Origin of the sequence: Cecembia rubra (genome assembly GCF_003014575.1) — a bacterium.
Taxonomy (GTDB): domain Bacteria; phylum Bacteroidota; class Bacteroidia; order Cytophagales; family Cyclobacteriaceae; genus Cecembia_A; species Cecembia_A rubra.
Genome location: NZ_PYGF01000003.1, coordinates 232,371 through 248,469, shown reverse-complemented (window position 1 = coordinate 248,469; position 16,099 = coordinate 232,371). Strand labels below are relative to the sequence as shown.

Annotated in this window: 16 protein-coding genes; 4 read left to right on the top strand and 12 right to left on the bottom strand. The window is 39.4% G+C overall.

Going from position 1 to position 16,099, the window contains the following annotated elements:
* Positions 1–95: 95 nt before the first annotated feature.
* From CLV48_RS08075 to CLV48_RS08065, 3 genes are all read left to right on the top strand, one after another.
* Positions 96–578 (top strand): cytidine deaminase, encoded by a 483-nt coding sequence (locus CLV48_RS08075; protein ID WP_106566770.1) that lies wholly within the window; start codon positions 96–98, stop codon positions 576–578.
* The gene (locus tag CLV48_RS08070) at positions 579–1,229 is read left to right on the top strand and encodes an alpha/beta hydrolase (protein WP_106566769.1); all 651 of its coding nucleotides are present in this window, start codon (positions 579–581) and stop codon (positions 1,227–1,229) included.
* A gap of 75 nt (positions 1,230–1,304) precedes the next feature.
* Positions 1,305–1,745, top strand: a complete 441-nt coding sequence (locus CLV48_RS08065; protein ID WP_106566768.1) for a UPF0158 family protein — start codon at positions 1,305–1,307, stop codon at positions 1,743–1,745.
* A gap of 30 nt (positions 1,746–1,775) precedes the next feature.
* Here CLV48_RS08065 and CLV48_RS08060 read toward each other — a convergent pair whose 3' ends face one another.
* From CLV48_RS08060 to CLV48_RS08020, 9 genes are all read right to left on the bottom strand, one after another.
* A complete protein-coding gene (locus CLV48_RS08060) occupies positions 1,776–3,083 on the bottom strand; it encodes an ABC transporter permease (RefSeq protein WP_106566767.1) in 1,308 nt (435 codons plus the stop codon).
* Positions 3,076–3,978, bottom strand: coding sequence for an ABC transporter ATP-binding protein (locus CLV48_RS08055; protein WP_106566766.1), 903 nt, complete (start codon positions 3,976–3,978; stop codon positions 3,076–3,078). Before CLV48_RS08055 ends, CLV48_RS08060 begins: the two co-directional genes overlap by 8 nt.
* A gap of 39 nt (positions 3,979–4,017) precedes the next feature.
* Positions 4,018–4,905 carry a hypothetical protein gene (locus CLV48_RS08050; protein WP_106566765.1) on the bottom strand — a complete coding sequence of 296 codons (888 nt, stop codon included), beginning with the start codon at positions 4,903–4,905 and terminating at the stop codon, positions 4,018–4,020.
* 76 nt (positions 4,906–4,981) lie between these two features.
* Entirely contained in the window at positions 4,982–6,088 is a 1,107-nt protein-coding gene (gene dnaJ / locus CLV48_RS08045) for a molecular chaperone DnaJ (RefSeq protein ID WP_106566764.1), read from the bottom strand.
* A 9-nt stretch (positions 6,089–6,097) separates the two neighbouring features.
* Entirely contained in the window at positions 6,098–6,676 is a 579-nt protein-coding gene (locus CLV48_RS08040) for a nucleotide exchange factor GrpE (RefSeq protein WP_106566763.1), read from the bottom strand.
* Positions 6,677–6,748: 72 nt separating this feature from the next.
* Entirely contained in the window at positions 6,749–7,744 is a 996-nt protein-coding gene (gene obgE, locus CLV48_RS08035) for a GTPase ObgE (RefSeq protein WP_106566762.1), read from the bottom strand.
* An 83-nt stretch (positions 7,745–7,827) separates the two neighbouring features.
* A complete protein-coding gene (locus CLV48_RS08030; RefSeq protein ID WP_106566761.1) occupies positions 7,828–8,400 on the bottom strand; it encodes an adenylate kinase in 573 nt (190 codons plus the stop codon).
* A gap of 38 nt (positions 8,401–8,438) precedes the next feature.
* Positions 8,439–8,969 (bottom strand): hypoxanthine phosphoribosyltransferase, encoded by a 531-nt coding sequence (gene hpt / locus CLV48_RS08025; protein WP_106566760.1) that lies wholly within the window; start codon positions 8,967–8,969, stop codon positions 8,439–8,441.
* Positions 8,970–9,054: 85 nt separating this feature from the next.
* Positions 9,055–9,963: a M20/M25/M40 family metallo-hydrolase gene (locus CLV48_RS08020; protein ID WP_106566759.1), complete on the bottom strand. Its 909-nt coding sequence runs from the start codon at positions 9,961–9,963 to the stop codon at positions 9,055–9,057.
* Positions 9,964–10,140: 177 nt separating this feature from the next.
* Between CLV48_RS08020 and CLV48_RS08015 the strand changes: the two genes are divergently transcribed.
* Positions 10,141–11,418, top strand: coding sequence for an OmpA family protein (locus CLV48_RS08015; protein WP_106566758.1), 1,278 nt, complete (start codon positions 10,141–10,143; stop codon positions 11,416–11,418).
* 181 nt (positions 11,419–11,599) lie between these two features.
* Here the strand turns inward: CLV48_RS08015 and murA are convergent, their stop codons facing one another.
* Genes murA through CLV48_RS08000 form a run of 3 tightly spaced genes read right to left on the bottom strand, consistent with a single transcriptional unit; the run spans position 11,600 to position 15,881 of the window.
* The gene (gene murA / locus CLV48_RS08010; RefSeq protein WP_106566757.1) at positions 11,600–12,907 is read right to left on the bottom strand and encodes a UDP-N-acetylglucosamine 1-carboxyvinyltransferase; all 1,308 of its coding nucleotides are present in this window, start codon (positions 12,905–12,907) and stop codon (positions 11,600–11,602) included.
* The gene (locus CLV48_RS08005) at positions 12,908–13,573 is read right to left on the bottom strand and encodes a DUF4290 domain-containing protein (RefSeq protein WP_106566756.1); all 666 of its coding nucleotides are present in this window, start codon (positions 13,571–13,573) and stop codon (positions 12,908–12,910) included.
* A gap of 55 nt (positions 13,574–13,628) precedes the next feature.
* A complete protein-coding gene (locus CLV48_RS08000; protein WP_106566755.1) occupies positions 13,629–15,881 on the bottom strand; it encodes an ATP-dependent helicase in 2,253 nt (750 codons plus the stop codon).
* Positions 15,882–16,099 lie beyond the last annotated feature (218 nt).

The window sequence follows — 16,099 nt, the reverse complement described above, 5'->3', positions numbered from 1 at the left end:
AAACCATAAGGCTGAAAGGTTATCAGCCTAAATCCTAAAAAAAGAACAATTACCGATTATTTTTCGTTAATTCACTCTCTTTTTAAATGAATCGCATGCAGGAAAAAATTGAAATGAAAGTGTCCCTGATGGTATATCCATCACAGGATTGGTCTGAGGAAGATCGGAAATTGGTTGAAATGGCAAAGGAAATCATGTTCAAGGCCCATGCGCCGTATTCAGATTTTTTGGTGGGTGCGTCTTTGTTATTGGAAAATGGAGAAAAACTGATGGCAAACAATCAGGAGAATGTATCCTTCCCCGTTGGTGTGTGTGCAGAAAGGGCCGTCCTAAGCTATGCAATGGCCAATTATCCCAAATCAAGGCCGGTGAAAATTGTGATTTCTGCAAAAAAAAGGTTTGGAGAAAGGTTTGCTACTGTTACACCCTGTGGACTTTGCAGACAGACTATCAATGAATATGAAATCAAGTTCCAGGCCCCCATTCAAGTTATGATGCTTGCTCCTGACGGAAATTTGTTGGTGGCTGAAGGCATAGAGCAACTACTTCCGTTTCGCTTTAATGATTTGAACAGTTAAATGAAAAATACCATCAAGTATGATCATATTGCCCACTTCCGGACATCCCAAGTGGTCAATAGGGGGGAAACAGAAATCCTCTTCGCGCTTCATGGATATGGTCAGCTTTCAGAGTTTTTTTTGAGAAAGTTGTCTCCTCTTTTTAAAGAGGATAGATTGATTGTTGTGCCTGAAGCAACTAATTATTCCTACTTGGAAGGGTTTTCTGGTCGGGTAGGGGCCAATTGGATGACAAGGCATGAAAGAGCGTCTGCAATTATCAATAATAATCAATTTCTGAACGGAATACTGGAATCACTTTGGATCAAATATAAAGAGAAGCCCAAGCTCAAAGTTTTGGGATTTTCACAGGGTGCCGCCACTGCCACACGTTGGGTGAGTCAATTGTCCGTACCTGTTGAGAGACTCATTCTTTGGGGGGGTGGATTTGCACATGACTTAGAACCTGGAATGGCCCAGGAGAAGCTAAATGACAGCTTATGTTACTTAGCGATTGGAGAGCAGGACCATTTCTTAACTCCTGAATCCCTACAGAAACAAGATCAACTGGTAAAAGATTTGGGAATCAAAGCCAAAAAAGTTTACTACCCAGGAGGTCATGAAATTGATGTCGAACTTTTGGAACAGTTATTGGTTCACCATATATCCTAATGGAATCATGTTGAAAACAGTTTGATTTTAGGTGCCAGTTATTTAATTTTCAAAAAATTTTATGTCTAATTTCAAATGCTTACCCTATCAGAAAAAGAAGTTGATAAAATAGCGGCCCAGCTGCTGAAAGGGATGATCTGTTTTTATCAATTGGATAAGAAAAAAATTCATCACTTGCCAGATGACGAAGATTATTTCAACTATGACCTTACCCCCGAGGAAGAGGATGTTTTAGATGAAATAGATGATAATCCGGATAATTTTGCTGAATTCACTAAAATGGAACCTGCTCAGGAACACCAAATGATGGAGAATTTTGCGGAAAGGATTGTAAAGGAAAGGAATTTCCAAGATGAACTTTTCAATGCTTTGAGTAAGCCCAAGGCTGCAACTGCCTTCAAATTCCTCATTGATAGTTCGGGGAAATACAATGATAAATGGGTTGAGTACCGTATGCAACGGTACAAAGACTGGGTCAAAGAGCAAGTGGATAGTTTCAATTATGCTGAAGAATAAAACAAAAAAACCGCAATCTGCGGTTTTTTTTTATTCAGATTTCAACCATTTCCAGATTGTTTTGTAATTGACTTTTGTGCCATGAATAAGAATACCGATTCGGTAAATTTTTGATGCGACCCAGGTGCTGAAGAGAAATCCAGTGACCAATAAACCCATTGAAAGTAAAAGGTCAAACAAAGGGATGCCATAACTCGCTCTTCCCATCATTCCAATAGGTGAAGTAAATGGAATTATGGACAACCAAAAAGAAGGATTGCTATTAGGGTCATCCAAAACAAAAATGAAAAGTCCCATATAGGCAATAAGCAGAGGAATAGTTATCGGAAGCATAAATTGTTGAGCTTCGGAAGGGGAATCAACCGCTGCACCGATAGCTGCGAAAAGGGCTCCGTACAAAAGATAACCGCCTATAAAGTAAAAAATAAACGTGAGTATCAATTGAACGAAATTTATGTCCTGAATTACTTGAAGAGCTTGCATCCAGTCGCTGTTGGGCGATAAGTCCTGGGTAAATTCTGAATTTGCGGCGATTAACAACTCTTGTTGGGGCATATTCATGCCCAAATACCCCATTATGAAAGCAGATACCGTGCTTAGTAATACGATCCAAATCAGGAATTGGGTCAGTCCTACTGCACCTATTCCAATGATTTTTCCCACCATGAGTTGAAAAGGCTTAATAGAGGAAACCAAAATTTCTATGATTCTGCTGGATTTTTCTTCAATTACTCCTTGCATGATCTGATTGCCGTATACAAAAATGAAGATGTAGATTAAGATACCTGAAAAGAAGCCCAAGGCATAATTTACGGTGGCATCTGATATTTTTTCCTGACCTGAAATGTCCAGATTGACAGTTTGAATGTGGACTTTGGTCCTATAAGCAGAAAGAATTTCCGGATCCAGTCCGGCTTTATACATACGTTGTTCTTCAATTCTCCTTTTTAGGCTATTCTCAATGAAAGTAATGAGTCCCATACTTGGTGTTTTTTCACTGAAAAAAGTAATTCCGTTTGGCTTGGAGAGATCCTGTGCCGGTATGTGAAGCAGACCGAATCTTTCACCCTCTCTTACCATTCTTTTGGCTTCCTCTAATGGCGTTTTGGAGAAAGAAAAGGCATATTGTTCAGAGCTTTCTATGAAAAACAGGTTATTTTCATCCACAACCTCAATAATGCTGAGCATGGGCCTTTCCAGGTCATCTAATGCTATCCAGAGGAAAAAACCCATTATAGCAGGGAAAATAAGTGGGGTAAGGATAGTTGCAAGGAGAAAGGATTTTTTCTGTACCCTAGAGAGGTATTCTCTTTTTATGACTAGCCAGATTTTATCCATTGCTATGTGTTTTTACTTGTTGGATAAATATTTGTTCCATGCTGGGGAGGATTTCCTTGAATCCCTTGATCTGGCCTAATTGCATAGCTGCTTCAAGCAATTCATTGGTGGTTTGATTTTCCAATGAAACTAAGAAGGTCTTTTCCGGACCACCAGCTATTAGTTTCCAAGTATGCGGAATTTCTTTTTCGTATTGGGCCTGAATGCTGATTTCAAACTCATTATTCCTGAACTGGTTTTTGATATCTGAAAGTCTGCCCGAAAGTATTTTTTCTGATTTATTGAACATGGCGATTTCATCGCATAACTGCTCAACAGATTCCATCCTATGAGTAGAAAGTAAAAGTGTCGCTCCTCTTTCTTTAAGTGCTAGTATTTCGTTTTTTATCACTTCAGCATTTACTGGATCAAAACCCGAAAACGGTTCATCTAAAATGATCAACTCAGGCTCATGGATAACAGCTGAAATAAACTGGACCTTTTGGGCCATTCCTTTTGAAAGATCATCAATCCTTTTTTGTTTCCAATGAGTAATTTCCATTTTGTCCAACCACTGATTGACTTTTTTATTGGCATCTGAAGCTGAAAGCCCTTTCAATCTTGCAAAATATACCAACTGATCCCATACTTTCATTTTTTTGTAAAGACCTCTTTCTTCTGGAAGGTAACCGATATGACCGATGTGCTTTCTTTGTAAAGGTTGGCCTTTAAATAGAATATTACCCGAATCTTTATCAATAATCTGGTTAATAATACGGATAAGGGTTGTTTTCCCTGCCCCATTAGGCCCGAGAATCCCAAAAATCATCCCACTTGGAATGTGCAGGTCAATCTCATTCAAGGCCTTGGTATTGCCGTAGGATTTATTTAAATGTTGGATTTCTAAAATATACAAGGCTGTAGGTTTTGGCTAAAAATAATAAAAGTTGCGTAATTATTTTATGGTGACTGAACCAACAGATACATCTATAGTCAACTTCATTAAATTTCCTGCATTTTCATTGTAAGCCTTATTTACATATGTTTTTGGTGCAATTTCCTTAAAATGCTTAGGGATATTTGTCCTGCTCATTGCAGTGGATTTGATCTTAATAATAATTGGCTGATTGTCATCCTGAAGCCAAAATTCCACTTTGCCTGCACCTACTATAGCTTGGATTTGGCAGGCCTCAGACATTTTTTCTGAAAAAGAAAGATTTAGTGTGCCGTAATTGGCTTCAAAAATCATCTTTTTAGCATTTGTAAAGTTGAGGTGATCAGCATCCAAAGTGCCCATGTTGATACTTACCATCATGGTATCCATTTTTACCGAATTGGCCATTTTCTGGCTGTAGTCCAGCTTTATGTCTGCGCTTGCCGACTTGATAATACAATTCGAAATAGGTAGATGGGAAAGATCAAACATTGCTTTTCCAATGCCAAAATGAAAATTTAGTGCGTATAAAAAATGTGAATTCAGGCCTATTTTCCAGCTGTGGTCAAAATCATCATTACTACTGGAGAAAAGTTTGTAAGATAAGCTTTTGCCAAGATTTTCAGATTCAACATTTTTGTGAACCAAGGAGGAATGGAGAACTTTGTTTTTTATTTCATGGCTAAATGTAGGTAGGATATTTACCTTTGACAATTGGCAAGATACATGCAGTGGACTATCTTCTTTGTGTCTTTTGATTTCTGAGATTCCTTTGTATACATTGAAATCCACCTGGACAAGGTTGAATCCTTCCTTTTCATTTACTTTGAACTCTTTGGTAATCTGGGCTTTCAGGAGATAATTTGACCCAAATAGGAAACTTAATACCAGATATAATCTTAGCAGCATAAGGATAAGTTACGACTGCCAAAATAAAAGGTTTTGTAGCTATAAAAAAAGCCGGTTTATCAACCGGCCGAGTATTTTAGAAGAATTCTTTCATCTTGTCAAAAAAGCTCTTTTCACCTGAGTCAGGAGAGGGTTTGAAATTTTCGGAATTTTTCAAAGCTTCAAGGATTTGTCTTTCTTCTTTGCTGAGCTGTTTTGGGGTCCAAACATTTACATGGATAAGTTGGTCTCCTCTGTTATATCCATTGATGTCACGGATTCCTTTGCCTTTCAACCTTAAGATTTTTCCGCTTTGCGTACCAGGTTCAATTTTTATTTTTACTTTCCCTTCAATTGTGGGGACTTCGATCTGAGCACCCAATGAAGCATCTATAAAACTTATATATAAGTCATAGACTACATTATTTCCATCTCTTTGAAGAATTTCATCTTCAATTTCCTCAATCACAATCAACAAGTCACCTGGTACTCCTCCTGCAGTCTCGTTACCTTTTCCAGACATGCTCAATTGCATACCATCTGCTACCCCAGCAGGGATATTAATAGCAATGACTTCTTCTTTGAGGGTCAATCCTCTGGCATCAGCATCAGCAGGTTTTTTGTCCACCAGCTGACCGTTACCCCCGCAAACATGACAGGTACTTGCCGAGACCATCTGTCCGAGCATGGTATTAACCACCTTTTTTATCTGGCCAGACCCTTGGCATGTTGTACAAGTCTTAAAGGTTACTCCATCTGCGAGAACCTGGCGTTTAACTTTGATCTTTTTCTCTACTCCGTTGGCAATTTCCTTTAGGTTCAATTTGAGCTTGACCCTTAAGTTGGTACCTTTTTTAGTCCTTCTACCACCTCTTCCACCTCCAAAGAAGGATTCAAAGCCTCCTCCTCCAAAAATGTCGCCAAATTGGGAGAATATGTCGTCCATATTCATTCCAGCTCCTCCGAATCCACCATTTCCACCAAGACCTTGGTGTCCAAATTGGTCATATCGCTGACGTTTCTCAGAATTGCTCAATACCTCATAGGCTTCTGCAGCTTCTTTGAATTTCTCCTCGGCCTCAGGATTGCCAGGATTTTTATCAGGATGGTATTGAATAGCCAGCTTTCTATATGCCTTTTTTATTTCCTCTGGACTGGCAGTCTTAGATACCCCCAATATTTCATAATAATCTCTTTTTGCCATAACTTCTAATTAAGCGCCTGTTACTACCTTGGCATATCGGATTACTTTATCGCTTAAAGTATATCCTTTTTCTACTACATCTATAACCATGCCCTTCATTTCCTCGGTAGGAGCAGGTATCTGAGTAATCGCTTCTTGGGTATCCGGATCAAATGGATTACCAATCAGGTTTTCCATTTCCTTTATGCCTTTGTTTTCAAGTGTTTTTAAGAGTTTGTGGAACACAAGGAGATTGCCCTCACGAACTATTGTTGCATCATCTTCTTTTTCACTTGCCTTGAATGCACGCTCAAAATCATCCAAAATTGGGAGGATCTCTTTAATCAGATCCTCTGAAGCTGTTTTGATTAGGTCAATACGTTCTTTGGAAGTTCTTCTCCTGTAATTTTCAAATTCAGAATATAGTCTTAGGTATTTGTCTTTGAGGTCTTCAACTTCCATTTGGAGCTTTTCTTCTTTGGAAATTTCAGCTTTTTGGGAAGCTTGTGTTTCAGACTCCTTTCCAATTTCTTGAACAGATTCATTTTCTTTTACTTCCTGTTCTTTGGAAGTGATTGGCTCATCTTTTATGGTTTCTTTCTCACTCATCTTTCACGAAATTTTACATCAATTCCAATATCAATTAATTTGCCATAGCTGATTTACTGACAAACTGGCACTTTATGACATGTTTATGGCCTGCCAAAGCATGTCTTTTAACTTATCTAAATTATACCCTGAAACGGATGAAATAAAAATCGAGGGTAGGTCTTTAGGAATGTCCTTTTTCATCTCTTCCATCAACTCCATATCCAGCATATCTGACTTTGATATGGCCAGTAACCTCTTTTTATCCAACAATTCGGGGTTATATTTTTGAAGTTCGCCTAGTAAAATTTTGTATTGACCGGAAATACTATCTGCATCTGAGGGAATCATAAACAAAAGGATTGAGTTTCTTTCAATATGTCTTAAGAACCTAAGGCCTAGTCCTCTACCTTCCGAAGCTCCTTCAATGATTCCGGGAATATCCGCCATGACAAAAGACTTTTCATCTCTGTAAGGGATTACTCCCAAATTGGGAACTAAGGTAGTAAATGGATAATCCCCAATTTCCGGTTTGGCCGCTGAAATACTGGAAAGCAAGGTGGATTTTCCGGCATTTGGAAAACCGACCAAACCTACATCCGCAAGCAATTTGAGTTCTAAGATTATCCATTCTTCAATTCCCGGTTCCCCTGGCTGTGCAAAATGTGGTGCCTGATTCGTAGAGGTTTTGAAATGGTCATTGCCTAAACCTCCTCTACCTCCTGAGGTCAAAATCACCTCCTGTCCATCTTCTGTAATCTCAAATCTGAGTTCCCCTGTTTCAGCATCTTTGGCTACTGTGCCCAGAGGTACTTCCAAAATGACATCATTTCCATCCCTTCCTTTTCTCCTTCCACCTTCTCCTCCTTTGCCATTTTCAGCAATAACATGTTTTTTATATTTTAAATGTAATAGGGTCCATAATTGAGCATTGCCTCGTAAAATGATATGGCCGCCCCTTCCTCCGTCCCCACCATCAGGTCCACCTTTAGGGACATGCTTTTCCCTTCTGAAATGCACTGAACCAGCACCACCAGCTCCTGATCTGGAGCAAAATTTTACGTAATCAATGAAATTGCTTTCTGCCACAGTCTTTGAATTTAATTAAATAAAAATGGCCAAGCTGTTGGGCTTAGCCAAATATTTTGCTACAAAGGTAAGGAATATAAATATCAATAACTGTCTATGACATTTGAGATTTCCTCAAAAATCCCATCAATAGAGCCCACTCCATTGATTTTCGCAAATTTACCTTGCTTTTCATAATAGCTGGCTACTGGTAAGGTTTCTGCCAGGTAAACTTTAATTCTGGTCTCAATTTTATTTTCATCCTGGTCATCAACCCTTCCCGAAGTTTTCCCTCTTTCTCGAATTCTTTCTTTTAGGACTTCTTCAGCTACATCCAATGCAATCATTCCTGCGATTTTTGTTGCTTTCCTTTGCATTAATCTATCTAAGGCTTCAGCTTGGGCAACAGTTCTTGGAAAACCATCGAAAATAAAACCATTTGTTTCTGGTGTATTGGCAATTTTGTCATCCACCATATCAATTACCACTTCATCAGGAACAAGTTTTCCTTCATCCATGTATTTTCTAGCCAATTTGCCCAATTCGGTACCCTCCCCAAGGTGCTTTCTGAATAAATCACCTGTGGATAAATGGGTCAGATTATACTTGGCGATAATTTTTTCGCTTTGTGTGCCTTTGCCTGCTCCGGGAGGTCCAAATAAAACTATGTTAAGCATTTCTTTTTAATTTGATTTTTGATATGTGCTGGTTTCCGTTAAATCTTCAATTGATAAATTTCGGGAATATTTCTTCCAAAGCCATCATAATCCAGACCATAACCGATTACGAATTTGTTTGGTATTTCAAAGCCGAGATAATCGATCGTCACAGGGTATTGAAGCGCCTCTGGCTTATGGAGGAGTGTTGCAATTTTTATTGATGAGGGTTCCTTTTCTTTGATGAGTTGGAGAAGATGGGCCATACTCAAACCCGTATCCACAATATCCTCAACGATAATGACATTTCTTCCTTTAATTTCAGTTTCCAATCCTACCAGTTGCTTTACTTGTCCCGTGGAACTTTGTCCTTGGTAGGAGGAAATTTTTAAAAATGAGAATTCAGCTGGGATTGCAATGTGTTTTGCAAGGTCTGACAGAAACATAAAAGCTCCGTTAAGGACACCGATAATGATAGGATCTTTACCTTTAAAGTCCTCAGATAATTGTAGTCCTAGTTCTTTTACCCTTTTTTCTATGGTGTTTTTGTCCAAATACAGGGTAAATGTTTTGTCTTTTAGCTGAATCATCCAATGGAAATAAAAAAGCCCTTTAACAAGGGCAATACAAATATATGAATAAATTTAAAGAAGAATATCTTTAATTCGCTAATCACTATAGATGTTCCAGCAATACCTTATAAATTTTTACCATTGCATCTAAATCACTGATTGCTACCTTCTCAAATGGGGTGTGGACATTGTCTTCAGGAGCACCAATAAAACACCAGTCAATTGCATAAGGTGAAAATTGAATTTCCCGCCCATCGCTGGCTCCAGCACCTTCTACCTCTAATTGGTAAGGGACACCACTTTTTTCAGCTATTGAAATTATTTTTTCTATAAATTTTTTCCGTGGTATATATTTATCACGAATGGAAATTACAACACCGTCTCCATGCTGAATTCCATCAGTTACCCAAGTTATATCTGAAATCAGGGCATGTTTAACCGGTGCTTTTTTCTGAATAAAGTTAAGTAGGAATGGCATACTTCCACCACCGTGTTCTTCATAAGTAGAAAAAACTACCCATCCGTTTTCAAGTGTTTCACAAAGTTGAAGTGCGCTGTAAATGCCAAGTCTATTGTCCAAATAAGCTGCCTGTATGAATTCCTTATCGATAGTTACTTTTTGTTCAAATGATAGTCTTGTACCTCTTTCAATTGGTCTTCCAAAATCGTGATAAATTGCATCTTCATAAGAATGGAGTTTACATCTTATGGGTCCAAGGTTATCATTTCCGACCAAATAGGTGCCTTCTATAATCTCAGGACCGCCTACAGGGACTAGTTGGTTTTCATACCTGGCCATAAAGCCAATTGTGTCTATGTGTGCAAAAACAGCCGTGGAGGGTTTCCCGAATTTGAGTAATAAGCAATCATGAAAGTCATCACCAAAATAAATTTCAGGTGTAACCTTCCAAGTAGACATTCGTTTATGGGTGTAATGAATGAGAAAATCTGTCATTGAGGATTCATCACCCGAAACGCTCTCAATATGAAGTAATTCAATTAGGGAATTCATAGTGGCATGGTTTATGTTTATTTGGCAAATCGAAAAAAATATCTGATAAATTGAAAAGAATTTCCAGAAAATTTATAGTTTTAAAAAATAAACATACATTTGTGGTTTGTTAGAAGTTTATAAATTTGCAGTTAAATCAATCAAACACTTAAAAAATTTTAAAAAAAATTTTTTATCATGAAAAAATTATTACTCTCTACAATTATGGCGGGTGCCTTAGCCTTCGGAGCTAACGCCCAGGTCGACTACAACAGATGGTCGGTTGAGTTTGGTGGTGGTTTCAATAAGCCTATGGCTCCGTTGACTCCAGGCTATTTCTCTCCAACCCTAAACCTAGGACATGCTGATCTTGGTGTAAGGTACATGTTCAATGAAAAATTCGGTGCGAAACTTGACTTTGGTTTCGGTTCATTCGGTGAAGCCTCACAGGACAATAATCCTGCGTTTTCAACGAATTATCACAGAATCAACTTGCAAGGTGTTGCTAACCTTGGAAGGATCATGAATTTCGAGTCTTTCTCCAGAAGGCTGGGGATGTTGGCTCACTTAGGAGGTGGACTAGGTCAGGTTAGACCTCAAGGTGGACCTTTCAGTGATTTCAATGATAATGTGTATAACATTATTGCAGGTATTACAGGTCAAATCAAGCTTTCTGAGAGAGTTGCTTTGACTGGAGATATCAGCACTATTTTGAACGGTAGGCAAACAGTAGCATTTGATGGTGCTTCAGCTATCGGTCCTAGAGATCCTGGTTTCTATGGTGCCAATGGAACTTGGTGGACTGGTACTTTGGGATTGAACATCTATTTAGGTAGCAAAGCAACCCATGCTGACTGGTACATTGCAGCTGATAAATATGCCACTAAAGATGAGTTGGCTCAACAGATCGGTGAGATCAAAGATATGTTGAAGGATTCTGATGGTGACGGAGTTCCTGATTACCTTGACAAAGAACCAAACACTCCAGCTGGTGCTAGAGTTGATTCTCATGGTAGAACTTTGGATTCTGACGGTGATGGTATTCCTGATCACTTAGACAAGTGTCCATTTGCTCCAGGTCCTGCTTCTAATAATGGATGTCCAGTAGAGAAAGTAGATGAAGTTGATTATTTCAAGAAAGCTATCAACGAAGGTTATGTTAACGTATACTTTGCATTTGACAGCGCTAAACCTCTAGGATTCTCAGCTTCTGGCATCGACTATGTAGCTAACTTCTTGAAAAGAAATCCAGGTGTTAAAGTTGAGTTGAAAGGATTTGCTGATGAGCTAGGTCCTGAAAACTACAACATGAAGCTTTCTGAAAGAAGAGCGAAATCAGTTTATGATATCCTTATTGCCGCTGGTATCGATGCTTCTAGAATGTCTTTCAAAGGCTATGGTGAAGATACTAGTGTAGATAAGCGTTCTGCAGATGCCCGTCAGTTGGCAAGAAGAGTTAGCTTTGAAGTAAAATAATTTGATTAATTGCACAATAAACTGTAAAAGGCTGTCCTTTAGGACAGCCTTTTTTAGTTTACTTTCTCAGAAGACTTTTCCGAGTGAGGGGAAGAAAAAATTTATAAAAAAATAGCTGCTTTTTTGGCAGCCATTTTTTTGAATTTAGAATGATGTTTCAACTATGATGCTTAGTTTGGTTTTAATCAATCCGGACTATATCTGCTCCTAATGCATTCAGTCTTTGATCGATATACTGATACCCCCTGTCTATTTGCTCAATATTGTCTATGATGGAAGTACCTTCGGCTGACATGGCAGCTATCAGAAGGGAAACACCTGCACGGATATCAGGCGAGGTCATTCTGATTCCTTTCAAGGGGTATTTTCTGTCCAAACCGATTACTGTAGCCCTGTGTGGATCGCAAAGAATGATCTGAGCGCCCATATCAATCAATTTATCTACAAAGAAGAGACGGCTTTCAAACATTTTTTGATGGACTAAAACAGTTCCTTTGGCTTGTGTTGCTGTTACCAAAACTATACTTAATAAGTCCGGTGTGAATCCTGGCCAAATAGCATCTGCTACTGTTAGTATGGATCCGTCTATGAAAGTTTCAATCTCATAATGCTTTTGGGAAGGAATATAGATATCATCACCTCTGAATTCCATTTTGATCCCCATTCTTTTAAATGTGTCCGGAATAATTCCCAGACGGTTTATTTGAGCATCCTTAATGGTAATCTCTGACTGGGTCATTGCTGCCATTCCAATAAAAGAACCGATTTCTATCATATCGGGAAGCATACTGTGCTCTGTACCTTTTAATTTTTTAACTCCTTCAATAGTAAGTAAATTGGAGCCAATTCCAGTGATTTTGGCGCCCATGCGGTTCAGCATGTCGCAAAGCTGCTGTAAATAAGGTTCACATGCGGCATTATAAATGGTGGTCTTACCATCAGCCATGACTGCGGCCATCACGATATTGGCAGTGCCGGTTACAGATGCCTCATCAAGTAACATATAAGCACCTCTGAGCTTTTTGCCATCTATGTGGTAGATTTCTTTTTTGCTGTCGTAATGGAATTCGGCTCCTAACTTTTGAAAACCGTAAAAGTGGGTATCCATTCTTCTTCTTCCAATTTTGTCCCCACCTGGTTTAGAAAGTCTTCCATGACCAAACCTCGCCAACAATGGGCCAAGAATCATGACAGAACCTCTTAAGGAAGATGCTTTTTTTAGAAAGTCATCTGTGTCGAGGTATTTGAGGTCCACATTGTCCGCTTGGAAAGTGTAGGATTCAGGTCCGACTTTTTCTACCTTGACCCCCATATCTGACAGTAATTCAATTAGTTTATTGACGTCACGGATATTGGGAATTTTATGGATAGTGACTTTCTCTGAAGTCAGCAATACTGCACAAAGAATCTGTAAGGCTTCATTTTTGGCTCCTTGCGGAATGATTTCTCCTTTGAGCTTTAGGCCTCCTTTTACTCTGAATGATGACATTTATCTACGTTTTTTGGAATGACCGCCATTTCTTCTTCTATCTCCACCATTGAATTTTTTCCTGGTTACAGATGAACTGCTTTCTGATTCTGATGGTAATTTGAAATCTCTTCTGGTATTGGTTTCAAAAAGTCCCATTTCTCTTACTTTGTCCAAGTCAATATGGAGCTTCCCTTTGGATAGTGTTTTGATGTCATCTATGATGATAGCATCATCAAAATTGTCCCGGTTCCAAGTGGAATGGAAACTTCTCATCAACTGTCCAATATAAATGATAGCAGCTTCCTGCTCTTCATCATCCTCAATTTCAACAGCTTTTTCTATGAGTTTTTCAATATTTCTTCCGTAATGTTTGAACTTCACCTCTCCCTTCGGATAGCCTACAATCTTTGGTTTCTTAAAAAGTAAATCTTTCTCAGGCTTTGGGTAAGGGCCATCTACATCTAATGTAAACCCAGACATGATGTGAATGTCATCCCATATTTTTTGGTCATTTTCAGACTTCATTTGGGGATTAAGCTGTTTGACCAGTTCTACTAAAGTAAAGGCACTTTGAGTGCGCTTATCTCGGTCCTCAATACCGGCAATGTGAATTGCCAGTCTTTGAATATTTTTTCCGTATTCTTTCAAAATGACGGAATGCTTGTTTGTTTCTGTATTTTCCATAAGGTGATGCTTTAAGCGGATGTTACAATCAGAAAAATCAATCTTAACCCGCCCTTTAATCTATGATCCGAAGCTTTGCAAAGCTAAGTAATAAAACCTTTTCTCCAAAGTTATCAAATTGTATGGTAGCTTTCTTATTTATTCCCTCAATTTCTATCTTTAAAACTTTCCCAAAACCGAATTTTGGATGCTCTACCAGCATGCCTTCCAGGAGGTTATTGGTATTGGATGGTTTGAAATCAGGGCTAGGGCTGTGTATTTTCGCTGTGGTCATTGGCCGGACCTCCGGCTTCTTGATACCGATAAAGCCTGACCTTCCTTCACTGGATTCATTTCTCAAAGCTCCTGACAAGGCGGTGGTCATACGTTTATTCACCCTAATGCAGGCTGGATCCACTTCTTCCAGGAACCTGCTGGGCTCACAGTTGAGCAGCCTTCCAAAACGATAGCGTGTAAGGGCAAAGGTTAAGTATAATTTTTCCATTGCCCTGGTAGTGGCTACATAAAAAAGCCTTCGCTCTTCTTCCAGATCCTCTCTGCTCTGCATCATCATCTGAGATGGGAAGAGATCTTCTTCCATCCCTACCACAAACACCTGCTTGAACTCCAATCCCTTAGAAGAGTGGATAGTCATTAAGGTTACGGCATCTGTGGTATCTTTATCCCTGTCATTGTCTGTTAGGAGGGCTATTTCTTGCAGGAAGGCCCCAAGACTTTTGTCTTCATTCTCCGGATTGTCCACATATTCTTTGATGGCATTGAGCAATTCCTGAACGTTTTCATAGCGGTTGAGGCCCTCAATGGTCTTGTCCTCGTACAATTCCCTGAGCAAACCGGATTGTTTGGCGATGGAGTTGGCTGCCTCATAGGCATCTTTTCTTTCCATCTCGATGCCAAAACTCTTGATCATGGTGGCAAAATCATCCACTGCATTGGCTGCCCTTCCTCCCAAGAAGCTGTTGGCATTGATGATCACCTCCCATAAAGGAATATCATGCTCGTAAGCCGCCACCAGGATTTTTTCTACTGTACTGTCCCCAATCCCTCTTTTAGGGTAGTTGATGATCCTTTTAAATGCCTCTTCGTCCTCTTTGTTGACCACAAAACGCATGTAGGCCATCAGGTCTTTGATTTCTTTCCTTTGATAAAATGAAAGGCCTCCTACAATTTTGTAGGTAATGTTCATCTTCCTCAGGGCCTCTTCTATTGCCCTTGACTGGGAGTTGGTACGGTAAAGGACAGCAAAATCGCTGTTGTCAAGTTTCTTATTGTTTTTTTCTTCGAAGATGGTGGTGGCGACCAATCTGCCCTCTTCATTGTCCGAACTGGCCTTGATGAGTTCGATCAGTTCTCCGTGATGGTTTTGAGTCCAAACTTCTTTTTTGAGCTGGGCCTTGTTTTTAGCTATGATGCTATTGGCAGCTTGTACGATGTTTTTGGTGGAGCGGTAATTCTGTTCCAGTTTGACAACAAACAAATCCGGGTAATCCTTTTCAAAATTCAGGATATTCTGAATGTCGGCACCCCGGAAGGCATAGATACTCTGGGCATCATCTCCAACGACACAGATGTTTTGGTGTACAGCAGCCAGCTTTTTGGTAATCAGGTACTGGGAGACATTGGTGTCCTGAAACTCGTCCACCATGACATATTTGAAGCGTTGCTGGTACTTGTTTAGCACATCCAAATGGTCCCTGAAGAGTACATTCGTATTGAAAAGCAGGTCGTCAAAGTCCATGGCGCCTGCCTTGAAAAGCCTCTTTTGGTAATTTCTGTAAATTTCCCCCATCCGTGGCTTCATGGCGGCCTCATCATCGGCTTTGATGAAAGGGTCATTGATGTAGTTTTCCCAGGAAATCAAGCGGTTTTTCGCTCCTGAAATTCTGGATAGCACAGTGCTTGGCTTGTACACTTTGTCATCCAGCTTCATTTCCTTGACGATGGTCTTGATCAAAGACTTGCTGTCATCTGTATCATAGATGGAAAAATTGGAAGGATAACCGATTTTATCCGCTTCAACCCTTAAAATTTTGGCAAAAATGGAGTGGAAAGTGCCCATCCAGGTATTGCGTGCTTCCAAACCAATGAGCTTTTCAATTCTATGCTTCATTTCACTGGCTGCCTTATTGGTAAAGGTCAGTGAAAGGATGTTGAAAGGATCTACTCCCTTAGCATGGATCAAATGGGCGATTCTGTAAGTCAGAACCCTTGTTTTGCCAGAACCTGCACCTGCGATGATCATTACAGGTCCTTCGGTATGTTCAACTGCTTCTCTTTGGGGGGGATTGAGTCCTTTTAAGTAATCCATGCTTCTTTTTTCCAACAGGTTTCAAATTTAATGATTTTGAACAGTGGAATTAAATCAAACTTGTTTTTTTGAGTAGAAAAGCTAACCGTATTGTTTAAGTATTCACTCAATCTTGTACTTTGGGTGATGGGAAATTTAAGTTGCTTCGGAAATTGGGTAAGGATTTAACCATTTTTGCCAATATCTACTTCATCATCTTGTTTTATAGGATGACTTTT